This window comes from Nocardia sp. IBHARD005, assembly GCF_052814245.1.
Genome location: NZ_CP199935.1, coordinates 2,854,026 through 2,877,719, shown reverse-complemented (window position 1 = coordinate 2,877,719; position 23,694 = coordinate 2,854,026). Strand labels below are relative to the sequence as shown.

Sequence of the window (23,694 nt, the reverse complement as noted above, 5' to 3'; positions counted from 1 at the left end):
GTCGTGAACGCAGCAGACGCAGCCGATTCTCCAGCCCCCGCCGGCCTTGCCGTGGTCACGGTGACTTATTCACCGGGTGAGCACCTCGAGCACTTCATCACCACCCTGGCCGACGCGACCAGCGAGAAGCCGCAGGTGATCCTGGCCGACAACGGCTCGACCGACGGCGTCCCCGAACTCGTCGCCGAGGCCAACTCGCACGTGACGCTGCTGCACACCGGCGGCAATATCGGCTACGGCGGCGCCATCAACCGGGCCGTCGCCGAGATCGATCCGTCGATCGAATTCGTCATCCTGGCCAACCCGGACATCCGCTGGGGCGTCGATTCCATCGACAAGATGCTCGAGGCGGCGAAGCGCTGGCCGCGCGCGGGCGCCTTCGGGCCGATGGTCCGTGAGCCCGACGGCAGCATCTACCCGTCCGCACGTCGGGTACCCGGGCTCGCCGACGGCGCGGGCCACGCCGTTCTTGGCTCGGTCTGGCCGAAGAACCCCTGGTCGGTGCGCTACCGGCAGGAGAACGAGGAGATCTCCGAGCGGGTGGTCGGCTGGCTGTCCGGCTCGTGCCTGCTGGTGCGCCGCGCCGCGTTCGACACCATCGACGGTTTCGACTCGCGCTACTTCATGTACATGGAGGACGTGGACTTCGGTGACCGCATGGGCAAGGCGGGCTGGCACAATGTATTCGTCCCGGACGCCGAGGTGACCCACGCCAAGGGCCACGCCGCGGGCAAGCATCCGGAATTGATGCTGCCCGCCCACCACGCCAGCGCCTACCGCTTCCAGGCGGACCGGCATCCACACTGGTGGCAGGCACCGTTGCGGGGCGCGCTGCGGGCCGGACTTGCGGTTCGCTCCCGGATTGCGGTTCGATCGGCGCTGCGTGAGCAAGCGCGAACCGGCGCCTGAGTAGGCACCGGTCCACTGTGAACAGGGGAAACTCGATGGCAGGCAATGCAGGCACCGACGCGGTCATCCTCGTCGGCGGACAGGGCACGCGGCTGCGTCCGCTCACCCTCTCGGCGCCCAAGCCCATGCTGCCGACGGCCGGGCTGCCGTTCCTGACCCACCTGCTGGCCAGGATCGCCGAGGCCGGGATCACCCACGTGGTGCTCGGCACCTCCTTCAAGGCCGAGGTCTTCGAAGAGCACTTCGGTGACGGCTCCGAACTGGGCCTGGACCTGGAGTACGTGACCGAGACCGAACCGCTCGGCACCGGTGGCGGTATCCGCAATGTGCTGCCCAAGCTGCGCGCGGACAACGTGATGGTGTTCAACGGCGACGTCCTCGGCGGCACCGACCTCGGTGCGATCCTCGACACCCACGAGTCGACCAACGCCGACGTCACCCTGCACCTGGTTCGCGTCAGCGACCCGCGCGCCTTCGGCTGCGTGCCGACCGACGAGAACGGCCGGGTCACCGCGTTCCTGGAGAAGACCCAGGATCCGCCGACCGATCAGATCAACGCGGGTTGCTATGTGTTCCGCCGCGAATACATCGAGAAGATCCCCACCGGCCGTCCGGTCTCGGTGGAACGCGAGGTCTTCCCCGCGCTGCTGGCCGAGGGCGCCCGCGTTCAGGGCCACGTCGACGCCTCCTACTGGCGCGATATGGGCACTCCGGAGGACTTCGTGCGCGGCTCCGCGGACCTGGTCCGCGGTATCGCTCCCTCGCCCGCTCTGCCCGGCCAGCGCGGCGAGTCCCTCGTCCATCCCGGCGCGGGTGTGGCACCGGGCGCGCTGCTCATCGGTGGGACCGTGGTCGGGCGCGGCGCCGAGATCGGCGCGGGTGCGCGACTGGACGGCGCGGTGATCTTCGACGGCGCGGTAGTCGAGGCGGGCGCGACTGTCGAACGCTCCATCATCGGCTTCGGTGCCCGCATCGGCCCCCGCGCGCTGGTCCGCGACGGTGTGATCGGCGACGGCGCCAACGTCGGCGCCCGCTGCGAACTCCTGCGCGGCGCCCGCGTGTGGCCCGGCGTGGTCATCCCCGACGGCGGCATCCGCTTCTCCACCGACGTCTGATCCACCCGACGCTGGGCCGCCGGGATTCTCGTCTCGGCGGCCCGGCGTCGTGCTGTTCAGCTGAAGCCGACAGCCTGATCGCCCCAGGCGGTGTGGAGATCGGCGTCGGGGTTGTCCACGACGCGGTCGATGGTGTCGATGAGCAGGGTGGTGCGCGCGGTGGGACGGTAGTGGGGCCAGTGTTTGGAGCCGTCGATGGCGGCGGGGACACTGTGTTCGGCGAAGGCCAGCCAGCGGCGCTGCATGCGGCCCGAGACCGCGACCGACGCTTTGCGCCCGCCGAGCCAGAAGGTGGGGTCGTGGTTGAAGGTACCGAAATTGCCGAAGACATAAGGCAATTCGGTGGCATGACCGGCTCCCACCCTGGCCGCCTTCAACATCGGGGTGGCGTAGTCGAAGCGGTACATCCAGGTCGGCGAATGCTCGGCATGTCCCTCGGCGACCCAGGCCGCGGGCATCCGGAAGGCCGCGTCGGTCGACATCGCCAGTGCCCCACGGGTTTTGGTGAGATCGGGGTAGGCCGAGGTGATCTCGGCGATCCGCTCCGGCGACATCTCGGGATGCGACGCGGCGACATCGCGCAGCATCGCGTTCACCGCGTCGGGCGTCACCGGCATGATCGGTGAGCGCAGCACCCGAAACAGTGACGCCTCATCGCGATTGGTGCCGATCAGCAATGGCACGCGATGCGACAGCCCCTGCTGGAATCGGTCGATCGGGTAGCCCGGCAACAGATTTCCGTCGACGACCGGCGCCGCGGCGAGCCTGCCCGGTTCCTTGATCGGCACCTCGTCCAGCAGCACCGCACCGACCTCGACGAGCTGTTCGATCGGCAACTCCAGCAAACGATTCGCCTCACCCGGCCCGAGTTCGAGCAGCTCCAGATAACGCTGCCCGACGACCGCGGCCCGCTCCTGCCCGAACACCGTAGTGGCGGGTGGACTCTGGACGATCGCCTTGTGGAACAGTCCGCCCGCGACGGGTGAGGTGAGCAGTGCGGTAACGCATCCCGCGCCCGAGGACTCACCGAAGAGGGTCACATTGCCCGGGTCGCCGCCGAACGCGGCGATATTGTCGCGCACCCACGCGAGCGCGGCGAGCAGATCGTGCAGGCCGAGATTGGCGGTGAACTGCTCGCCGAACGAGGACAGATCGAGAAAGCCGAGCACCCCGAGCCGATAGTTCACCGAGACGACCACCACCTCGCCCGCCTCGGCCAGCTTGCGCCCGTCGTAGATGGACTGGGCGGCGGTGCCCAGGCAGTAGGCGCCGCCGTGTACCCAGACCATCACCGGGCGCGGTTCGTCGTCGCTTGGCTCCGGCCTCGGTGACCAGATATTGACCCACAGACAGTCCTCGCCCATCTGCAGGTCGGAATCCACCGGCACCATCGCGCCCATGGCCTGCGGTGCGATATCACCGAAGACCACGCAGTCGCGTACCCCGTCCCAGGGCTTCGGGGGCTGCGGCTCGGCGAAGCGAGCAGGTCCGGCGGGTGCGGCGGCGTAGGGAATGCTCCGCCAGACGGCGACCGGCCCGTCCCAGGTTCCACTGACCAGGCCGTATCCGGTTTCTGCCAGCGGGTCGGCATCGTGGGCTCGCGCGTCCGGATCGAAATCGGGCTGAATGCTCATCGCACACCTCCTAGCCGGCTCGACCGCACGGGTGCCTGTGCGTTTGCTCCGCTGGTCGCAGCACCTGGTGACTTCCTACGAGCGTACGTGCGCACTGCCCGAACGCGCCGCCCTACGCGCCATTTCCGCAGGTAACCGTTACTCCGCGGAACAGAAGTCCATCGTGCGCCATTGCTGCCTACACTGTGCCGATGCCGAACTACAGCTTCCGGTGTCGTTCCTGCGGCGACACGTTCGACGTCAACCGGCCGATGGCGCAGTCCTCGGACCCGGCCACGTGCCCCGTCGGCCACGACGACACCGTCAAACTGCTCACCACCTTCGCGGCGGTGGGGCGCGGCACGGCTGCGGCCCCCGCGCCCGCGCCACGCCCGGCAGGTGGCGGTTGCTGCGGTGGTGGCGGCTGCTGCTGACCCGTTGACAGAGGGTGCGCGGCCGCAGCTGTCCAGCCGCCGCACCGTCGTCAGTCGCGGCGGTCGACGTGGCCGAGGTCGCGGTCGGGTGCGATCCGGTCGCGAACCCGTTGCTTGAGGACGGCGATATCGGGGAAACCGCCGTCCGCCTTGCGTTCCCAGAGCTGTTCACCGTCGAGGGTGATGCGGAAGATGCCACCCTGGCCGGGAACCAACGCCACCTCCCCGAGTTCGGTGGCGAAGGTGGACAGCAGTTCCTGGGCCATCCAGCTCGCCCGGAGCAGCCAACGGCATTGGGTGCAGTATTCGATCGCGATACGGGGCACGTGAGCAGTATCCCCGTTTCAGGCCTGGAACGTCCCGTCGAGGTAGACCCATGCCCCGGCGACCCGGACGAAGGTACTTATCTCGTGCATCGCGTCACGCGTGCCGTCGAGCTTGTAGTGGGCGATGAATTCGACGGTGCCGTTGTCGTCGAACGGGCCGCCACGCTGGGTCCCGATGATCTCGAGAAACAGCCATTGCTGATCCTGGTCGAGTTCCAGCTCGGCCGGGCGAGTGCTGGGATGCCAGGAGCGCAACAGATAGTCCACATCGCCGACGACATAGGCGGTGTACCGCGACCGCATCAGCGTCTCCGCGGTCGGCGCGGCCTTCTCCCCCGCCAGAATCGGCCCACAACACCCGTCGAACGGCTCACCACGACGACACGGACACGGTCTCACTTCACCCATACCGCCCATCCTGCCGGACCAGCCGGCTACCTCCCGCACCCCGGCGTCGATCACCCGAACGGCTGCTGCGCGAGGGGAGCCAGCTCCAGCACCCGTGCCAGCTCCGCCGTCTGATCCCGCCAACGCCGCAGATCGGTGACACTCGGCGCCATCTCGTAATCGAGGTGATGCGCCGCGCGCGACAGCGCCGCCCACAGCGCACCGATCTGACCGGCGGCTTCCGGCCCGGCATACACCCGCAACGCCAGCAGTTGAGCGCGCATCGGACACCGCATCAGCTCCGGCGCGACCTGCGCCCACAGCTGATCCACCGCCTGCTCGAGCGCCAACCGCAGAATCCACGCCACCGCCCGCGACCACACCCCACCGGCATCCGACACCGACCCGTCCAGCAAATTCTCGGCCGCTTCCAGCCGCTGTGCCACCGAAGGCCGTTGGCTGAACTTCGCGCGAGCCGGCCTGCCACGACGATTCATAGCGAGCCGCTCATGTTCGCACCGCGTTCGGCTCGTGGGCTCGCAGCCAGGTGATGAATCGTTCGGTGTCACTGATCAATTCACGCATCGGACGGTCGATCGGCACATGCGCGCCCGCGGTGGCATCACGCAGGACGCCGACGAGCCAGCGTCCGCCGACCGCGCTCAGGTGCTTGTTCAGGTCGTCGACGCGGGCACTGACGCCCATGATGGCGAGGGTGATCATGGCGCGGGTGGTGTGCGCGTTGCGCACGCGCCGTTCCACTTCCCCGTGCTCGAGACCGCCTGCCAGCAGTTCCTGGCGGGCCTTGGCCAGCCCGGCCGCCTCGATCGCCGAACGGCAACAGGTCGCGACGAGTTCGTCGGCGATGGCGGCCGGAAGCTGCGGTGTGCGGAGCAGGGATCGGGCGTCGTCGAGATAGCGGCGAACCGGGTCGCCGGTCACACGCACCTCGACGATCGAACGCTCACGACGCTGGACTTCGAGCACTGTCGCATCGAGCTGCATGCGACGCACCGCCTCGGCGAGGCGCTCGTCGTGGGTGAACACCACCACCTGTCGCGAGGCCGCCACCTCGGCGAGCACCCTGGCCAGCCCGTCGACCTTCGCGGGATCCATCGCCTGCACCGGGTCGTCGATCATCACGAACCGGAAAGGGCTGTGCGCCACCGTGGCTCGCGGCAGGAACAGCGACAGTCCGAGCGCGTGCAGCTCGCCCTGGCTCATCACCCCGAGCGCCGCGCCGTCCACTTCGTCGACGGTGACATCGAGCAGCACCCGCCGCGCCGTCCCCGCACTGCCCTGCAACCGAATCGCACCGAGCTCCACATTGCTCTGCTGGCGCAGGGTGCTCCACACCCAGCGCGCCGTGGTCTCCAGCGGCCGCATCCGCTCCCCACGGATCGTCGCCGTCGCCGCCTTGAGCCAGTCGGCCGCCTTCTTCACCACCCGCAGCTCACTCGCGTGGTCGGCGACGGCGCGGGCGGGGTCGAGCCAGGCGAGAATGCGCGGGACCAGCGGCGACCACACCGCGTCGAGCCGATCCAGCTCCGTGCGGGTATCCCTTTGCAGTGCAGCGAGTTCCACCGCGAGGTCGGAATGAATTGCGCGCAGTCGATCCGGGAGCCGATCGTCGTAGCCGGCTGTCGCGAGCACGGCCCACTCCGACCAGAGCTGCCCGACGATTTCGCGCTGTTTACGCAACGAGTCCGTGGTGCCGTACGAATCAGGTTGCCCCGCAAGAGACTCCGCCCGGCGATCCACCGGATCGAAGATCGCCGGCACGTCCGCCGGGTGCGGGCGGCCCGCTGCGCCGGTACCGCCATGGGTGGCCGTGCCGAGCTCGATCGGTAACTCCGTGGGGAGGCTGCGCGCCGCCACGAAAGCGGTGTCGAATTCCGCCGTTGCCGCCTGCAATGCCGCGAGTTCTGTGGTGCGGTGCGCGATTTCGGAATCAGCGGCAGCGAGCCAGTCGGCGTCGAGTTCGTCGCGTCCGCAGACCGGGCAGGGGCATGAACCCGCTGCCGTAACGTGTTCGCGTGCCCGCGTGAGCAATTCGAGAACTCGCAGATCGGCGTCGGTATCGGCCGTCGCGTGGCGTGACACATTCCGGGCCGCTTCGGCGAGCCGGTCCGCCGTGGCGGCGACCCGAGGGGCATCGGGCAGCGTCAGCCGCAGGATCGCGTGCAAGCCCGCAGGCCCATCGATACCGAGGACCGAGCCCGCTACCGCGCCTGCCACCGCGTCGAGATCGGGGTCCGGCGTACGCAGCAGGTCGGCTACCTCGCGCGCGCGTTCGTCATCGGCCTCGGCGAGCTCGACCAGCAAGTCGGCCCGGGACTGACGCGAATCCCGCACGGCGCGTTCGAGTTCGAGTTTGCGCAGTCTGATCTGCTCGGCCGCGGCGGCCAGCTCGTCGAGGCCGAGGAGGCGATGCAGCGCGTCGAACAGGTCGCTCGGCTTCCCGTCGACGAGCGCGCCGAGTTCGCTGTAGGACAGGAACGGCCGGTACAGATCGAGCCGTTGCCGCCGTCCACGCGGGTCGATCGACGCCGCTGGTTCGGATCCGCGCCGCTCGGTCCACTGCGCGCCGGCCAGTTCCGCACTCGCGTCCCAGCTGGTGGCGACCGCGAGTTGCGGCTGCTCGCCCGCGGTGAGCAGCTCGACATCGATCCGGGCGGTATCGGGCTCGTGTAGGTTGCGCCAGCCCTCCCGCCATGCGGTCGAGCGGCCGTCCCAGCGCCGATTTCCACCGGTCAGCGCGAATTCCGCGGCCTCGGCGAAACTCGACTTCCCGCTGCCGTTGCGACCGACCACCAGCGTCAGGCCGGGCCCGGGATTCAACCGCAGTGTCGCCGCGGGCCCGATCCCACGAAAGCCCTGCACGGTGATCGACCGCAGGAAGACCCCGGTATCACCGGAATCGGTGGCGGCCGAGTCACCGTCGACAGCTGAGAGCGCGGCGAGCACGCATTCGGCGACCCGTTCCTCCACTGCCGGGTCGGCGGCGAGCTCGCGTGCGACCACCTCGGCGATCCGATCCGAGCACACTTGCGACATCCCCCTTCGCGTCGGCGCGCAACGCGGCGATCCTGGTGGAAACGCTACCCGATCGCCGGACGTTCGCCCAGGGGATGCGCAGGGCCCCAGCGAATCTGCCCGCGGGAGTGGAATGGCCATCGCGGTGCCTCGGCGGCCCTCGATGTCCACCCCTCGCCCACCCCGGCGGGCAGCTCGATGAGGTGTTCACACCCGCGTTACGCTGCGTCGAGCAGCGCGGGCGGTCCGGGCGGTGCCGAACAGGTCAGAATGCCAGACATCGCGGGTCACGGCAAGGGCTGGAGCACGAAACTTCCACAGCACCAGCATTTTCCAGGCGCCTCGTCGACAGGGGCCGCTAGTTGTCGGTGGGTTGCGGTAGATATTCGGCGAACAGAGAAACGGGGGAAACCGATGACCGAGCAACGCACGCCGTGGACCGAGGACCAGGTCCGCGCGCTCGCGCCCGACGCGAGCTCGCTGGCTGCCGCACGCAAGCTGGCCGGTCGCTGGCGCGAGACCGGCACCGCAGGCAACGCGGTGTGGGGGCTGTGTCAGGGCAGCGGTGCCAAGCCGTATCAGGCGATCGTCGACCTGGACGGGCCCGCGTACAAGTGTTCGTGCCCGAGCCGCAAGTTCCCCTGTAAGCACACGCTGTCGCTGTTGCTCACCTGGTCGAGCGGCCAGGCGCCCACCCAGGATGCCCCCGCCGATTTCGCGGCCGAGTGGCTGGCGGGGCGGGCCGCGAAGGCCGCCGCACCGCCGAAGGCCAAGGCCGCGAGCACGCCGTCGCAGGCCACCGTCGAGCAGCGGCGCAGCCGCGTCGCTGCCGGGCTCACCGAACTGGAGATCTGGCTGACCGACCAGATCCGCACCGGCCTGGCCCAGACCGATCGTTCGTTCGCCGCCTATGAGGCGATCGCGGCACGGATGGTCGATGCCCAGGCGCCCCGCATCGCCGAGACCCTGCGCAGGTTGCCCACCGCGGTCGTCACCACCGAGCACTGGCCCGAACTGCTGTTGCGCGAGTACGCCCGCCTGCACCTGCTGGTTCTGGCCCATCGCGGGCTCGATGCCCTCCCCGAGCCGCTGCAAGCGGGAATTCGCACCCATGTGGGCTACCCGACGTCGGCCGAGTCGGTCCTGACCGAGCCTGCCGTGCGGGATCGCTGGCTGGTGCTCGGCATGCGGGTGAGCGAGCAGGAGCGTCTGCACACCCGTCGTATCTGGTTGCGCGGTCGTAGCAGCGGACGATGGGCCCTGCTCATCGAGCATTCCTTCGCCACCCCCAATTTCACCGGCGAGGTGCCCGCGCCCGGCAGCGAGGTGGACGCCGAACTGCACTATTACCCCGGCGCGGCATCCCTGCGTGCGCAATGGGGCACCCGCCACGGCGTACCCGAACCCTTCACGACCGTCCCCGCTGTCGGCGGCACCACGATCGACGACGCGCTGGACGCCTACGCCACCGCGTTGAGCGACGATCCGTGGCTGCGCGCCTGGCCCGCGCTGCTCACCGATGTGGTGCCGGTGCTCGACGAGCACGGTTGGCAGCTCGTCGCGTCCGACGGCACCGCGCTGCCGCTGCCCGCGGGCGTGCGCCCGTGGCGGTTGATCGCCGTCGCGGGCGGTCACCCGGTGACGGTGTGCGGCGAGTGGCGGGCCGACGGCTTCGACCCGATCTCGGTCTTCAGCGCGGGCGAAGTGAGCGACCTGGAAACCGAGTTCCCCACCGAGACAGTTCCGAGCCCCGCGCTGGCCGAACTGGTCTCGGTAGCCCTGCTCGGCACCGCCCGCCGCAGCGCCGACGGCGTCCACCTCGACCCCGCGGTCGCCACCGCCGTACCGCAGCACGCGGGCGAACCGGCCACCCGGCTGCTGCACACCGCCGCGCTGCAAGACCTGTACCTGCGCGGCGGGCGACTCCCGCGAACCGCGTCGAAACCCGAACCCGCCGTGGACGACCCGCGCCCTCTCCTGCCACGTCCGGCTGCCGACCGCCTCAGTCGCCTGCTCGCGGACAAATCCCCGTTCCTGCCCGAATGGTTCGCCGCAGCGACACCCTTCGACTTCCGACTTCCCGATGTGCTGTGCGTCCAGGCGCTGTCCGCGGCCTCCGACACTGCGCTACGTGCACCGCTGCTCCGCTTGGCGGGCCGCCGTGGGCGCTGGCTCGCCGCCCGTAATCCCGCGTGGACGAAGCTCGTAGACGAGTTCCCCGGCGAAGCATCGGTATCGGCGGAAGCGCCGAACGGCAACCGACTGTCCGCCGCAACAGTGGGCGCCGTCGGCACTCGCGAGGCCGACACCCGCGTCGACACGGATGCTGTCGCAGATAGACCCCCGAGCGCTGACACGGCCGCGCGCGCTGCCACTGGCGCCGGCAATGGTGCTGACGCTGGCGCTGGCGCTGGCAATGACGCTGACGCTGGACCGAGCATCGACACGGGCTCGACCTCGGACACGGGCTCGACCTCGGACACGGGCTCGACCTCGGACACCGGCGCAAGCGCGGGTGTGGCTGTGGCACAAGATGTGTGGCTGTTCGGTACCTCCGGGGAGCGCAAGGATTGGTTCGCGCGTACTCGCCGGGAGAATCCGACCGCTGGTCTGGCGGTGTTGACCGCGGCTTGGACTAAGGAGTCGGGGCCGGTCAAGGCGGAGCTACTCGGGTTGCTCGCGGACGGGCTGAGTTCGGCCGATGAAGCTCTGCTCGAGCGGGCACTCGATGATCGGCGCGGCGATGTCCGGCGCACCGCCACCACGCTGCTGAACAAGCTCCCCGAAGCCGCTTTCGGGCGGCGGATGGCAACCCTGGTGGCGTCGTGGATTCGGGTGGAGGACGACGGCACCGTCGAAGTGACGGTGCCTGCGGAGCTCGACGCGCAGGCCCGGCGCGATGGCATCACCGATGCGACCGATCAAGCGAAATTGCGCTGGGATACCCCTGATTCGACGATCACGACCCTGCACCAGGCGATCGCCGCGACTCCGCTCACCGCGTGGGCCCAGATCGTGCACTCCACCGGCGAGAACACCGCGACGACCGCGCTGACCTTGTCACTGCCACCCCGCTATGCCAAGGCGATCGTGGACGGCTGGGTCGACGCCACGCTCGCCCAGCACGACACCACCTGGGCCCGTGCGCTGTTCGCCCACGCCACGCCGACCGAGCAGGCCGTGCTCCGGCGCCGCGAACTGTTCACCCTGCTCGATGCCGCCGACCGGATCGAGCATGTGCTCGATCTCGACGCCCACCAACTCAACGAACTCCACGCGATCCTGCCCGGCCTCGATCACCCATGGCCGGTACCCGTCGCCACCCACGTGCTGCGTCTGCTCGGCGAGCGCGCCCGCACCACCGCGCGTCAGCCGCATGCCAGTGCCGGCGTGTACACCGACAGGGCGCTGCTCACCGCGGCGAGCGTCCACCTGCCTGTCGAGCTCGCGACACCCATCACCGCGCTCGCCGACACCACCGACGATCCCGCCTGGCAACAGGCATTCCACCGACTCGCCCACGATCTCACCGACCGCGCCACCATGCTCGAGGAGCTGCGATGACCACCACCGAACCCGCCACCACCCTGCTGCGCCCGCACGCCGAACAGGCCTTCGCCGACGAGCTGGCCGCCCTGGCCCGCGTCGACGACCGCGTGCGTCCGCCGTCCTGGCAGCTGTCGCCGTGGGCGGTGGTCACCTACGTCCTCGGTGGCACCCTCGACGACGGCACCGTGATCACCCCCAAATATGTCGGCCCGCGCAGGCTGATGGAGGTCGCGGTCGCGACCCTCGCCACCGACCGCGCGCTGTTGTTGCTCGGCGTGCCAGGTACCGCGAAAACCTGGGTGTCAGAGCATCTTTCAGCCGCGATCAGTGGCGAGTCGACGCTGCTGGTGCAGGGCACCTCCGGCACCGCGGAAGAAGCGATCCGCTACGGCTGGAATTACGCCCGCCTGCTCGCCGAGGGGCCGAGCGACGCCGCCCTTGTCGCGTCGCCGGTGATGACCGCGATGCGAACCGGCGCCATCGCCCGCATCGAAGAGCTCACCCGCATCCCCTCCGATGTGCAGGACGCGCTGATCACCATCCTGTCCGAGAAGACCCTGCCGGTTCCCGAACTCGGCGGAGAGGTGCAGGCGGCCAAGGGTTTCAACGTCATCGCCACCGCCAACGATCGCGACCGTGGCGTGAACGATCTCTCCTCGGCCCTGCGCCGCCGTTTCAACACGGTCGTGTTGCCGCTGCCCGCGGACGAGGATTCCGAGGTCGCCATCGTCAGCCGTCGCGTCGAACAGCTGGGCGCCGCATTGGAATTGCCGACCGTGCCCGCCGCCGCCGAGGAAGTCCGCCGCGTGGTGCGGGTCTTCCGCGAACTGCGCTCCGGCATCACCGCCGACGGCCGCACCAAACTCAAATCCCCCTCTGGCACCCTGTCCACCGCGGAGGCGATCTCGGTGATCACCAACGGCCTCGCGCTGTCCGCCCACTTCGGCGACGGCGTCCTGCGCGCCTCCGACATCGCGGGCGCCGTCCTCGGCTCGGTGATCAAAGACCCGGTGGCCGACACTGTGGTCTGGACCGAATACCTCGAGGCCGTCGTCCGGGAGCGCCCCGACTGGGCCGACTTCTATCGAGCCTGCCGCGAAATCGCCGGCTGACACCCAACCGCCGGGGAGGACGGAACACACAGCACACATGGGGTTTTCGATGAGTCAACGCAACAAGGCGGCCCAGTCTGCCACTGGCGAGTCCCTACCGGGCGATCCGGCGGGCGGTGCCGATATCCACAGGAGCCCCGGCGCGGGCAAGGACGCCGATGCACGTGGGGGTGCCACGAGCGCAGAGGCCGGTGCGGGGTCGGAGACCGACACGGATTCGAGCGCCGGTGCGGCGAGCGATCCGCCGGTAGATGCGGTAGCGGTGACGCGGGTGTTCGGCATCCGTCACCACGGGCCGGGATCGGCGCGCTCGCTGCGCCACGCACTCGAGGAGTTCGGTCCCGACGCCATCCTCATCGAAGGTCCCGCAGACGCTGATCCGCTCGTCGGGTTCGTCGCCGCCGACACGATGACCCCGCCGGTCGCGCTACTCGCCTACGTCCCGGATTCGCCTGCCCGCGCGGCATTCTGGCCCTTCGCGGTGTTCTCCCCGGAATGGCAGGCGATGCGCTACGGCGTCGACCACGCCGTGCCCGTGCGCTTCTGCGACCTTCCGGCAACCAGCGTCCTCGCCGACGACGACGACGCTCGCGGTGGCGGTTCCGATCCACTCGCCGCGCTCGCCTCGGCCGCGGGCTACGACGACGCCGAACGCTGGTGGGACGCTGTCGTCGAATCCGTCCCCGACAGCGCGGCTTTCGACGCGATCACCGAAGCGATGGCCGCCCTACGCGAGGACGCCCCACACCCGGCGACCGGCGCCACGCCGCACGCGGCGGACGCACCACCACCGATCGATGCGGCGTCACTGACCCACTCGAATGTTCCCGACCCAACCGCTCCCCGCAGGGCGAGTCCACCCGAACAGTCTTCGCCCGACCGTGCGACGGCTCCCGCCGAGCCGCAAGACAACACGACACAATCCGGCCCGGGGATGCCCGGCGCGGCGCCACCACCGAACAACAAGGCACCCTTCGACCCGTCTGCACCAGCGAGCGGCGCAGCCCCGATGGGCACCGAACCGGACGATGGCGCTGAAACGACTTCCACGGCAGCAGAATTCATGTCTCCGGTGGCGCCGGATCAGGGTTGCCACGCCTTCGCGCCGCTGGTTGTCGATCACCACACATTGCGGCGGGAGGCGCATATGCGGGAGGTGATGCGGAAGGCTCTCAAGAATGGGGCGAAGCGGCTGGCCGTGGTGTGCGGCGCCTGGCATGCGCCCGCGCTGACGGGCCCGCTGGGGCCCGCGGCTCCGGATAAGCGGCTACTCACGGGCTTGCCGAAAACGAAAGCGGCGCTGACCTGGGTGCCGTGGACACATTCGCGGCTGGCGGCAGGCTCGGGCTACGGGGCAGGCGTCACCTCGCCCGGCTGGTACCACCATCTGTTCACCGAGACCGAGCGGCCGGTGGCGCGCTGGCTCACCAAGGTGGCGGGGGTGCTGCGCAAGCACGATCTGCCGGTGTCGAGCGCGCACATCATCGAGGCGGTTCGGCTGGCCGACACCCTCGCGGCGTTGCGCGGCAGGCCGCTGGCGGGATTGTCCGAGGTCACCGAGGCTGTGCGGTCGGTGATGTGCGGTGGCGACGAGACCATGCTGCGGCTGGTGATCGATGAACTCGTCGTCGGCGAGACGCTCGGCGGTGTCCCCGAGGACACCCCGACGGTCCCCTTGGCCGCCGATCTGCGGGCGCGCAGCAAGACCCTTCGGCTCAAGCAGGAGGCTCTTGCCCGCACCGTCGACCTGGATCTGCGCAAGGAACGCGATGTCGAACGCTCGCATCTGCTGCACCGCCTGCGCCTGCTCGGCATCGACTGGGGCACTCCGACCACCGGCGAGGTCCGCAGCACCGGCACCTTCCGCGAGACGTGGACCCTGCGCTGGGAACCGGAATTCGAGGTCCGCATCGTCGAGGCCGCGGTGTGGGGCACGACTCTGCGCACCGCCGCGGAGACGAAGATCCTCGACACCGCGAGCCGCGACGACGTCACCGTCACCGCACTCGCCGACGCACTGGAAATGGCCCTGCTGGCCGACTTGGGCGGTGCCACCGAAGGTTTGATCACCAGGCTCGAAGCGGCCGCCGCCCTCGACCACGACGTCACCCACCTGCTCGGCGCCCTACCCGGCCTGATCCGCACGCTGCGCTACGGCGATGTCCGCGGCACCGACACCAAGGCGCTCGCCCACGTCGCCGACGGTCTGCTGGTACGGATCTGCGCGGGCCTGCCCGGCGCCGTCACCGGCCTCGACACCGACGCCGCGCAGGCCCTGCGCACCCAGATCGACGCCGCGCACACCGCCATCAGCACCCGCGACGACGAGCATTCCGGCACCGAATGGCTGGCGACCCTGCAACGCATCGCCGACCGCGACGACGTACACGGTGCGATCGGCGGCCGCGCGGTGCGCCTGCTCTGCGACGCCGAACGCATCGACGACACCGACTCCGCCCGCCGCCTGGCCGCCGCGCTGTCCATCGGCAACACCCCCGCCGCGAAAGCCGCCTGGATCGACGGCTTCCTCGGCGGCCGCGGCCTACTCCTGGTCCACGACCGAGAGTTGTTGCGCCGCATCGACGAATGGCTCCGCGACCTCAACGAGGACCAGTTCGTCGCCACCCTCCCGTTGCTGCGCCGCACCTTCGGCTCCTTCGAATCCGGCGAGCGCCGAGCCATCAGCCAGGCCCTACGAGACACCGGCTCAGCACCGACCACCCCCGCGGGCCCCACCGCCATCGATCCGATCCGCGGACAACGGGCACTGCGTGCGGCGACCGCGATCCTCGGAGCCGCAGGATGACCCACCTCCACAGACATCGAACGCCGGGCGGCGCACAACGCCAGGTCTCACAACCGTTCTCCGCAATGCCGCGAACGGATTTCGCACCACGCATCGAGTGCGGCGCGATCATCACGGCGGCCGCGCCCGGCACCCTGCCCGTACCGCATCCCGATCTCTCGCTCGATCACCAGGAGCATCGATGACCGATCCCGACGAAACACAGTCGCGCCGTTGGCGTCTGGTGCTCGGCACCGCCGCCGACGAGCACCTCGGCGGCCTGTCCTCCGGCGCGGATCAGGCAATGGACCAGGCCCTGAGCGCCCTCTACAACACCGGCGAGGCCGGCGGCTCGACGAAAAGGTCTGGTGGACTTGGTGGTTCGGCTCCACGGGTAGCACGCTGGCTCGGCGATATCCGGAGCTACTTCCCCGCGACGGTGGTCGAGGTGATGCAGCGCGACGCGGTGGAGCGACTGAACCTCACCCAGTTGCTGTTGGAGCCGGAGCTGCTGGAGTCGGTCGAGCCCGATGTGCACCTGGTCGGCACCCTGCTCGGCCTTAATCGGGTGATGCCCGAAACCACCAAGGCCACCGCGCGGATGGTGGTCGAGAAGGTGGTGCGCGAGATCGAGCAGCGCATCGCCGCCAAGACCGTGGCCGCGGTGTCGGGCGCCATCAACCGTGCCGCCCGCACCCATCGCCCGAAACTGCGTGACATCGATTTCCATCGGACCATCCGCAAGAATCTCGCCAACTACCTGCCCGAACACCGCACCATCGTGCCCGAGCGGCTCGTCGGCTACGGCCGCAAGTCGCAGTCGATCCAGCGCGATGTGGTCCTCGCCATCGACCAATCCGGTTCGATGGCGGCCAGTGTCGTCTACGCCTCGGTCTTCGGTGCGGTCCTCGCCTCCATGCGGTCGCTGAAGACCTCGCTGGTTGTGTTCGACACCGAGATCGTCGACCTCACCGACCAGCTCAGCGACCCGGTCGACGTGTTGTTCGGCACCCAGCTCGGCGGCGGCACCGACATCAATCGCGCTATCGCCTACTCGCAAACGCTGATCACCCGCCCCGCCGACAGCCTGTTCGTGCTGATCTCCGACCTCTACGAGGGTGGCGTGCGCAACGAGATGCTGCGCCGCTGCCATGCGATGAAGGAGGCCGGCGTCCAGGTGGTCGTGCTGCTCGCCCTCTCCGACGAAGGCGCACCCGCCTACGACCACGACAACGCCGCAGCACTGGCAGCGCTCGGCATTCCCGCTTTCGCCTGCACCCCCGACAAATTCCCCGACCTGCTCGCCACCGCCTTGGACCGCGGCGACATCACTCGCTGGGCCGACACCAACGCCCCGGCGGTGTGACACACCTGCCGAGCGGACACCAACGCCCCGGCGGCGTTACGCGTGGGACCCGCCGCGCTTCGCGTCCGGGCCAACTAGGCTGCCAACGATCGGGTTCGGTGAACGGGGTGAGGCGATGTTGCGGCGCGGGGCGGTGTTCGCCGGTTTCGTCATCGAGCGTGAGCTGGGGCGCGGCGGGATGGGCGCGGTGTACGCGGCAAGGGACCGCAGGCTGCCACGGCTGACCGCGTTGAAGTTGATGCACCGTGACCTGTTCGCCGACTTCGAGATCCGGGCCAGATTCGAGCGCGAGGCCGACCTCGTGGCCCAGCTCGACCACCCGAACATCATCACCGTCTACGACCGTGGCATCGACGAGGAACAACTGTGGATCGCGATGCAGTTCGTGGACGGTGTCGACGCGTCGGCGGTTCCGGTAGCGCAGTTCGGGAGCGAGCGGGTCGCTCAGATCGTCACCCAGACCGCGAGCGCCCTCGACTACGCCCACCGCCAGGGCGTTCTGCATCGAGACGTGAAACCCGCCAACATCCTGTTGTCGCGCACCGCGGGTGTCGGCGCCGGCTTCGACGAACGAGTGGTGTTGACCGACTTCGGCATCGCGAAGCTCCTCGACGACACCGGCGGCCTCACCCGCACCGGCCAGTTCACCGCCACCATCGCCTACGCCTCCCCCGAACAACTCAGCAGCGCCCCGCTCGACGGCCGCGGCGACCAATACTCGCTGGCCTGCACGGTATTCCGCCTCCTCACCGGCACCGGCCCCTTCGACGCACCCAACCCCGCCACCGTCATGCTCGGCCACCTCAACACCCCACCCCCCGCGGCCAGCACCCGCCGCGCCACCCTGCCCACCACGGTGGACGCGGTCCTGTCCAAGGCCATGGCCAAGGACCCCACCCACCGTTTCCCCACCTGCACCGCCTTCGCCACCGCACTCACCGAAGCTCTCGGGGCACGCTCCACCACCAACATCGCGATCAGCACGGAGAACCCCGTGCACGGGCGAACCACCTTCCCTTCCGTGCATCCGTCCGGCACCGCGTCGCACCCGCTCGCGACGCCGGCCGGTGCGCTCACTCCGATCGCCGGATCCGAGGCCGCGCCGCCCGAAGGATCGAGTCATGCTGGGCGTCGGCACGACCCGACAGCTATCCGCCACACCACCACCGCGCCGGACAGCCACTCCTTCGCCGCCAATGGTGACGCAGCCGCTGTGACGGGGGCCGTGTCGCGGGATCAGTGGCGCTCCACGGTTCGTGACGGCAGCCCCGGAAACGGCGCGCGTCCAGCGACGGGCGCGGCGCTGTGGGCGCAGCGGGTGCACGGCTGCCTGCTCGGCGGGGCGATCGGCGATGCCATCGGCGCCCCGGTGGAAACCCGCTCGCTGCTACAGATCCGCGCAGAACACGGGCCCGCCGGCGTGATCGACGCGGATCCACTTCGCATTTCCGAAGAGACCCAGCTGACCGCGTTCACCGTCGAGGCGCTGATCCGAGGCTCCGTGCGGGCTAGGGCAAAGGGCATCGGCGGGGCGACGATGGGTTTGCTCCAGCAGGGGCTGCTCGTATGGTTACGCGGGCAGGTCGCCGACCTGCCCGACCAGCCGTTCACGCTCTACAGCGCCCTCAGCAAATACCCCGAGCTGACCGAGCAACGCGGCGTGGCCAATTCGGTCTACACCGCGCTGCGCCACGCGGCGCAGCGGCGGGCACCGACGAGCCCCCTCGGCACCCGCGACCAACCCATCAACCACTCCAAGGGCAGCGGCGCGGTGATGCGGGCCGCCCCGTGCGGATTCGGTTACGCCGCAGACCGTTCCGGCGCGGCTACCGACGCCGTCTTCGAATTGGGTTGTGATGCCGCCGCCCTCACCCACGGACATCCCAGCGGCTGGCTCCCCGCGGGAACTGTGTCCGCGCTGATCTATCAGCTCGCGCGCGGCGCCGACTTCGCCACCGCGCTCTCCATTGCACGGGTCGAGCTCGCGAGCTACCCCGAGCACGAGGAGACCTCGGCCGCCGTCAATGCCGCACATCGACTGGCCGCTCGGATCGAACGGGAAAGGCGTTATCCCACCGCCGAAGACGTCGAAACCCTCGGCCAGGGCTGGATCGGCCCCGAAGCTCTCTCGATCGCCGTCTTCGCCACCCTCGCCGCGGAAGGACTCGGCGGCACTGCCCACGACATCGTTCGCACCGGACTGCTGTTGTCGGTCAACCACTCCGGCGACAGCGATGCCACCGGCTCGATCACGGGCAGCCTGCTCGGCGCTCGCTACGGCCACTCCGCGCTGCCGAGCGGCTGGGTGAACACCGTCGACGCCCGCCGAGTCCTCGACCTGCTGGCTACCGACTACTGCACCGAATTCGGCGTCACCCCACCGACAGACGAGCACGGGCAGCCGACTCGTGCATGGTTCGACCGTTACCCGGCCTGACACACCGACCGCGCCGAACGTTCACACCATCGATCGACCGTCGAAATTCGCGCCCGATCACCCGAATTGTGAACGCTGAGCGCAGACAACGAACGGCTCCCCGCGGACAGAGTCCAGCGCAGAGCCGTTCGCCGGGCCCTACAGATCCGCGATAGCCGCCAGCGGGGGCGTCCGCGCGGCCCGCACACCCGGCCACACCGCGGCCAGCACACCGACCACGCCCGACGCGACCAGCACGATCACCAGCTGCGACCAGGGAATAGTGATCTGGTCGATGCCCATGTCGCGCAGGGTGCGCAGGAATCCGACGCCGAGCGCGATGCCGAGCACCAGCCCGACGATCGCACCGAAGATGGCGATCAGCATGGACTCCAGGTAGATCGTGCGCCGCACCTGCGCACGCTGGGTGCCCACCGCGCGCAGCATGCCGATCTCGCGCCGACGCTCCACCACCGACAGCGCGAGGGTGTTGATGATGCCGAGCACCGCGATCACCACGGCCAAGGCGAGCAGCCCGTAGAGGATGGCGAGCAGGGTGTTGATCTGCTTGCCCTGCGCGCCCTTGAACTCCTCGTGGTCTTGGACCTGCACCACCACGAACGGTTCGGTGGCCTTCTCCAGGTTCGCCCGCATCGCGGTGAGATCCGTTCCCGGCACGGCCTTGACCAGCACGAAGATATTGGTGCGCAGGCTCTGCGGCATCAACTGCTCGTAGACGCCGGGATCGACGACCATGGGTCCGAGCAGCGGTGTGTTGGCGTAGATGCCGGCGACGGTGAGCTCGAGCTGCTTGTTGTCGAGGCTGGTGATGGCGATCTTGTCGCCGGGCTGCCAGCCACGAGCGGCCGCCTCGGTCTCATCGACGAGCGCGCCACCGGCGGGGATCGTGCTCGTGCCGCTGATCATGTCGATGTCCATCACCGGATCGATCGGGCCATCCGGCGAAGTGGCGCCGATCTGATCGTCGCCGACCTTGAACGCGACGACCCGGATCCCGGTGACATCACTGATCCCGGGCACCTCGGTGCGCACAGCGTCGACCGCACCGATCGGCGCACCGATCATCTGCGGACCGGCGAGCACGTATTCGGCCTTCACACCCCTGTCGATCAGCACACCGACACTGGTTTTCGCCGAAGCGCCGAGAATGCCGATCGCCGAGACCAGCATCAGGCCGAGCGTGAGCGCGAACGCGGTGGCCGCGGTGCGACGGGGGTTGCGCGTGGCGTTGTTGCGCGCCATCTGCCCGATCGGGCCGAACGGCCTGGTGAGCACCCCGAGCACGAGCACCATCGGCCGTGACAGCGCGGGCGCCGCCAGCAGCACAGCCAGGATCAACCCGAGCGCACCGACACCGACGGTCACCGCCGAGCCCTTACCGGTGCCCTGCGCACCGACGTAGACGAGCACCCCACCGGCAACGGCCATGACCGCGCCGATCACCGTCCGCACGTGCAAAGAGTCACCGGCACTGGCGAATTCGGAACGCATCGCCTCCACGGGCGGCACCTTCGCGGCCCGCCGAGCGGGGGCGTAGGCACTGGCCACGGTGACGATCAGGCCGACGAGCAGCGCCACGATCGCGGTCCGCGGCAGCACCGTCAGCGAACCGGTGGGCAGTCCGAGATCGAAAGCGTTGAGCAGCACCGACAACCCGTACGCCAACCCGATACCGGCGGCCAACCCGAGCGCGCTACCGATCAACCCGATCACAATGGCCTCACCGACCACCGACCGACCGACCTGCTGACGGCTCGCCCCGATCGCGCGGAGCAACGCGAGTTCGCGCAGCCGCTGGGCCACGATCATCGAGAAGGTGTTGTAGATGATGAACGTGCCGACGATCAGCGCGATCGCGCCGAAGGCGAGCAGGAAGTAGTTGATGAAGGTGAGTGCCTCGGAGATCTCCTTCTTCAGGTCCTCGCGGACCTGGTCGGAGTTCTGCACCTTGTAGTCGGGCAGCCCGGCGGCGAGCTGGTCGCGCAGGTCATCGGCCGAAACTCCGGGCGCCGCCGCGATATCGGCGTAGGCCACGTGCGAGCCGTCGGTGAACAGCTTGCGGCCCTGCGGCTCGGTGAACATCACCGCGACCACACCGCCGCCCTCGGCACCTGGCATCTCGTAGATGCCCGACAGTGTCACCTCGAAGGGATCGCCCTTGGAGGGAATCAGCACCTTCGTCTTGTCGCCGACCTTCAGCCCGGCCTTCTCGGCGCCCCCGGTATTGAGCGCGATCTCGTTCGGCTGGGTGGGCGCGGCACCGGCCACGAAAGTGTCCGGTTCCTCGACGGACTTGTCCGGCGGCAGGTAGGACAGCCCGAAACTCGGTGCGCCACCGGTCTGGACAGCCTTCTTACCGTCGGGCTCGAGCAGCACGACCGGGCCGTTCACGGCGGGAGCGACCCGCGCGACACCCTCGTACTTGGCCAGCGCGTCGACGATATTCGTCGGCAGACCCAGCGATTGGCGATCCGCGGGGCCGACGCGCACGTCCACACCCTGGGCCTGGCCTTCGAAGATGCCGTCGAAGGTGCGCTGCAACGTGTCGGTGAAAACGAACGATCCGGAGATGAAGGCGGTCCCGAGAACCACCGACAGCAGGGTCAATGCCAACCGCACCTTGTGCGCGGCGAGGTTACGCAGGGCGACCTTGCGCATCGGCCCACCGGCCACCCGGCCCCCACCCTTCATCGAATCGCTCGGCGATGCTGCGTTCATCGGGTTTCCAGCGCCTTCATCCGGTCGAGGATCGAATCCTGAGTCGGGTCACGCAGCTCGTCGACGATGCGGCCGTCGGCGAGGAACACGACGCGGTCGGCGTACGCGGCCGCCCGCGGGTCATGGGTGACGATCACGACGGTCTGGTGGAACTCGTCGACCGAGGCACGCAGGATCGAGAGCACCTCACCCGAGGAATGCGAGTCCAGGTTGCCGGTCGGTTCGTCACCGAAGATGATCTCCGGTTTGCCCACCAGCGCACGCGCACACGCCACGCGCTGCTGCTGGCCACCGGACAGCTCGGACGGCCGGTGCTCGAGGCGGTCGCCGATGCCGAGGCGCTTGACCACGGTGTCGAGCCATTCCTGGTCGGGCTTGCGACCCGCGATATCGAGCGGGAGGGTGATGTTCTCCAGCGCGGTGAGCGTCGGGACCAGGTTGAACGCCTGGAAGACGAACCCGATCCGGTCACGCCGCAGCGCCGTCATCTGCTTGTCGGACAGGCCGGTGAGCGGGGTGTCACCGATGCGTACCTCGCCCGCGCTGGCGCTGTCGAGCCCGGCCAGGCAGTGCATCAGCGTCGACTTGCCCGAGCCGGATGGACCCATGATCGCGGTGAACTCGCCTTTGGCGAAGTCGGCCGACACTCCGTCGAGGGCCTTGACCTGTGTATCTCCCGATCCGTACAGCTTGACCAGATCGAGCGCGGCGGCCGCGATATCGGTGGCGGCCGCCGCATCGACGGCCTCGGTCCCCATGGCGTGCGAAGTCATGCTGTCCAGTCTGGCTGGCAGGAGTTCACCGCGCCATCCGGGATCCCCCCGATACCGCAGGTCTTACCGACCTCTCAGTGACAGCTAGTGGACGACCCACTCGAACGCGTCGGCCGCGGAACGCGCGCCTTCCAGCGCGCGGGAGCGGTTGGGTTCGCCCAGCTCGGTGAGGAGCCCTTCGGTGAGGCCGACCAGATCGGCCAGCGAGGCCGGGGTGAACCAGTCGGGCCTTGTGGCGAAGAGGATGTCCTCGGAGGCGGTGTTGCCGCTGGCACCGGGGGCGAAAGGACAGCCGCCGAGGCCGCCGAGCGCGCCGTCGACCATGGTGGCGCCCGCGGCGACCGCCGCGAGGGTGTTGGCCACACCCATGCCCCAGGTGTCGTGACCGTGGAAGACGATGCGGCGCGGCGGTGTGGTGTCGCGGACAGCGGTGACCAATGCGCTCACCTGACCGGGGTGGGCCTGGCCGAGAGTGTCGGCCAGGACGATGTCGGCGGCGCCGTCGGTGCGCGGGTCATTCGCGATGGCGAGGACCCGCTCCGGATCGACGGGTCCGTCGAACGGGCAGGTGAAGGTGGTGGCCAGGCACAGCTGGATCTCGCCACCTGCCTGGTGGGCCAGGCGGATCGCGTCGGGCATCGCGGCCACCGAGGTCTCGGTATCGCGGCCGATATTGGCCTTGTTGTGCGCGTCCGACACCGACAAGCAGTACTGGAAATTGCGCGCACCGGCCGCTGCGGCCTTCTCGACGTGGCGCGGCGTAGCCACCCACACCCAGCATTTCGCCAGCTCATCGGGGGTAAGCGCCGCGATCAACTCGAGCGAATTGGCCATCGGCGCAACGAGATCGGGCCGCGCCATCGAACCGATCTCGAGTGCGGGCACACCGGCGGCGAGCAGCCTGCGCACCACCTCGACCTTCCGCTCGACGGGCAGTACCTTGCCGGTGAGCTGCAGGCCGTCGCGCAGCGTCACGTCCCGCAACAGCGGTGCGGTCATCGCCGCTGCTCGGGTTCTTGCGTGGGCACGCACATCACGCCACCACACGGTTTGTCGCCGACGCTGGCCGGCGTGGGGTGGACCGTCGGACGCACATGACCCGGACCGTGCGGCTCCCACTTGTTGCGCACCGGC

Annotated in this window: 16 protein-coding genes; 8 read left to right on the top strand and 8 right to left on the bottom strand. The window is 69.3% G+C overall.

The window, feature by feature from the left end; genetic code table 11:
* Window positions 1-3: 3 nt before the first annotated feature.
* Window positions 4-909 (top strand): glycosyltransferase family 2 protein, encoded by a 906-nt coding sequence (locus ACTWPB_RS13410; protein WP_446225974.1) that lies wholly within the window; start codon window positions 4-6, stop codon window positions 907-909.
* A 35-nt stretch (window positions 910-944) separates the two neighbouring features.
* A complete protein-coding gene (locus ACTWPB_RS13405) occupies window positions 945-2,024 on the top strand; it encodes a sugar phosphate nucleotidyltransferase (protein ID WP_378940420.1) in 1,080 nt (359 codons plus the stop codon).
* 56 nt (window positions 2,025-2,080) lie between these two features.
* Here ACTWPB_RS13405 and ACTWPB_RS13400 read toward each other — a convergent pair whose 3' ends face one another.
* Window positions 2,081-3,658 (bottom strand): carboxylesterase/lipase family protein, encoded by a 1,578-nt coding sequence (locus ACTWPB_RS13400; protein WP_446225973.1) that lies wholly within the window; start codon window positions 3,656-3,658, stop codon window positions 2,081-2,083.
* A 191-nt stretch (window positions 3,659-3,849) separates the two neighbouring features.
* Between ACTWPB_RS13400 and ACTWPB_RS13395 the strand changes: the two genes are divergently transcribed.
* The gene (locus ACTWPB_RS13395; protein WP_446225972.1) at window positions 3,850-4,071 is read left to right on the top strand and encodes an FmdB family zinc ribbon protein; all 222 of its coding nucleotides are present in this window, start codon (window positions 3,850-3,852) and stop codon (window positions 4,069-4,071) included.
* Window positions 4,072-4,121: 50 nt separating this feature from the next.
* Here the strand turns inward: ACTWPB_RS13395 and ACTWPB_RS13390 are convergent, their stop codons facing one another.
* The 4 genes from ACTWPB_RS13390 to ACTWPB_RS13375 all read right to left on the bottom strand — a co-directional run bounded on the left by ACTWPB_RS13390 (window position 4,122) and on the right by ACTWPB_RS13375 (window position 7,841).
* Window positions 4,122-4,397 carry a SelT/SelW/SelH family protein gene (locus tag ACTWPB_RS13390; protein ID WP_446225971.1) on the bottom strand — a complete coding sequence of 92 codons (276 nt, stop codon included), beginning with the start codon at window positions 4,395-4,397 and terminating at the stop codon, window positions 4,122-4,124.
* An 18-nt stretch (window positions 4,398-4,415) separates the two neighbouring features.
* On the bottom strand, window positions 4,416-4,814 hold the full coding sequence (locus ACTWPB_RS13385) for a YchJ family protein (RefSeq protein ID WP_446226328.1): 399 nt from the start codon (window positions 4,812-4,814) through the stop codon (window positions 4,416-4,418).
* Between the two features lie 41 nt (window positions 4,815-4,855).
* Window positions 4,856-5,230 (bottom strand): hypothetical protein, encoded by a 375-nt coding sequence (locus ACTWPB_RS13380; RefSeq protein WP_446225970.1) that lies wholly within the window; start codon window positions 5,228-5,230, stop codon window positions 4,856-4,858.
* A gap of 61 nt (window positions 5,231-5,291) precedes the next feature.
* On the bottom strand, window positions 5,292-7,841 hold the full coding sequence (locus tag ACTWPB_RS13375; RefSeq protein WP_446225969.1) for an AAA family ATPase: 2,550 nt from the start codon (window positions 7,839-7,841) through the stop codon (window positions 5,292-5,294).
* 393 nt (window positions 7,842-8,234) lie between these two features.
* Here ACTWPB_RS13375 and ACTWPB_RS13370 point away from each other — a divergent pair, with 393 nt between their 5' ends.
* The 5 genes from ACTWPB_RS13370 (at window position 8,235) to ACTWPB_RS13350 (ending at window position 19,069) form a co-directional block, all read left to right on the top strand.
* The gene (locus ACTWPB_RS13370) at window positions 8,235-11,384 is read left to right on the top strand and encodes a DUF5691 domain-containing protein (protein ID WP_446225968.1); all 3,150 of its coding nucleotides are present in this window, start codon (window positions 8,235-8,237) and stop codon (window positions 11,382-11,384) included.
* A complete protein-coding gene (locus ACTWPB_RS13365; protein WP_379433288.1) occupies window positions 11,381-12,481 on the top strand; it encodes an ATP-binding protein in 1,101 nt (366 codons plus the stop codon). The genes ACTWPB_RS13370 and ACTWPB_RS13365 overlap by 4 nt, the downstream gene beginning before the upstream one ends.
* A 49-nt stretch (window positions 12,482-12,530) precedes the next feature.
* Window positions 12,531-15,287, top strand: coding sequence for a DUF5682 family protein (locus tag ACTWPB_RS13360; RefSeq protein WP_446225967.1), 2,757 nt, complete (start codon window positions 12,531-12,533; stop codon window positions 15,285-15,287).
* Between the two features lie 181 nt (window positions 15,288-15,468).
* On the top strand, window positions 15,469-16,632 hold the full coding sequence (locus ACTWPB_RS13355) for a VWA domain-containing protein (protein WP_446225966.1): 1,164 nt from the start codon (window positions 15,469-15,471) through the stop codon (window positions 16,630-16,632).
* Window positions 16,633-16,747: 115 nt separating this feature from the next.
* A complete protein-coding gene (locus ACTWPB_RS13350) occupies window positions 16,748-19,069 on the top strand; it encodes an ADP-ribosylglycohydrolase family protein (RefSeq protein WP_446225965.1) in 2,322 nt (773 codons plus the stop codon).
* A 138-nt stretch (window positions 19,070-19,207) separates the two neighbouring features.
* Here ACTWPB_RS13350 and ACTWPB_RS13345 read toward each other — a convergent pair whose 3' ends face one another.
* From ACTWPB_RS13345 to ACTWPB_RS13335, 3 genes are all read right to left on the bottom strand, one after another.
* Window positions 19,208-21,727 (bottom strand): ABC transporter permease, encoded by a 2,520-nt coding sequence (locus ACTWPB_RS13345; RefSeq protein ID WP_446226327.1) that lies wholly within the window; start codon window positions 21,725-21,727, stop codon window positions 19,208-19,210.
* A gap of 56 nt (window positions 21,728-21,783) precedes the next feature.
* Window positions 21,784-22,560: an ABC transporter ATP-binding protein gene (locus ACTWPB_RS13340; protein WP_446225964.1), complete on the bottom strand. Its 777-nt coding sequence runs from the start codon at window positions 22,558-22,560 to the stop codon at window positions 21,784-21,786.
* A gap of 84 nt (window positions 22,561-22,644) precedes the next feature.
* Window positions 22,645-23,559, bottom strand: a complete 915-nt coding sequence (locus tag ACTWPB_RS13335; protein ID WP_446225963.1) for a hydroxymethylglutaryl-CoA lyase — start codon at window positions 23,557-23,559, stop codon at window positions 22,645-22,647.
* Window positions 23,560-23,694 lie beyond the last annotated feature (135 nt).

Coding starts and splice junctions, on each gene's coding strand:
- ACTWPB_RS13340 (WP_446225964.1), bottom strand. CDS start 22,560: ATGACTTCGCACGCCATGGGGACCGAGGCCGTCGATGCGGCGGCCGCC.
- ACTWPB_RS13375 (WP_446225969.1), bottom strand. CDS start 7,841: ATGTCGCAAGTGTGCTCGGATCGGATCGCCGAGGTGGTCGCACGCGAG.
- ACTWPB_RS13335 (WP_446225963.1), bottom strand. CDS start 23,559: ATGACCGCACCGCTGTTGCGGGACGTGACGCTGCGCGACGGCCTGCAG.
- ACTWPB_RS13385 (WP_446226328.1), bottom strand. CDS start 4,814: ATGGGCGGTATGGGTGAAGTGAGACCGTGTCCGTGTCGTCGTGGTGAG.
- ACTWPB_RS13360 (WP_446225967.1), top strand. CDS start 12,531: ATGAGTCAACGCAACAAGGCGGCCCAGTCTGCCACTGGCGAGTCCCTA.
- ACTWPB_RS13405 (WP_378940420.1), top strand. CDS start 945: ATGGCAGGCAATGCAGGCACCGACGCGGTCATCCTCGTCGGCGGACAG.
- ACTWPB_RS13400 (WP_446225973.1), bottom strand. CDS start 3,658: ATGAGCATTCAGCCCGATTTCGATCCGGACGCGCGAGCCCACGATGCC.
- ACTWPB_RS13350 (WP_446225965.1), top strand. CDS start 16,748: ATGTTGCGGCGCGGGGCGGTGTTCGCCGGTTTCGTCATCGAGCGTGAG.
- ACTWPB_RS13370 (WP_446225968.1), top strand. CDS start 8,235: ATGACCGAGCAACGCACGCCGTGGACCGAGGACCAGGTCCGCGCGCTC.
- ACTWPB_RS13355 (WP_446225966.1), top strand. CDS start 15,469: ATGACCGATCCCGACGAAACACAGTCGCGCCGTTGGCGTCTGGTGCTC.
- ACTWPB_RS13345 (WP_446226327.1), bottom strand. CDS start 21,727: ATGCGCAAGGTCGCCCTGCGTAACCTCGCCGCGCACAAGGTGCGGTTG.
- ACTWPB_RS13395 (WP_446225972.1), top strand. CDS start 3,850: ATGCCGAACTACAGCTTCCGGTGTCGTTCCTGCGGCGACACGTTCGAC.
- ACTWPB_RS13365 (WP_379433288.1), top strand. CDS start 11,381: ATGACCACCACCGAACCCGCCACCACCCTGCTGCGCCCGCACGCCGAA.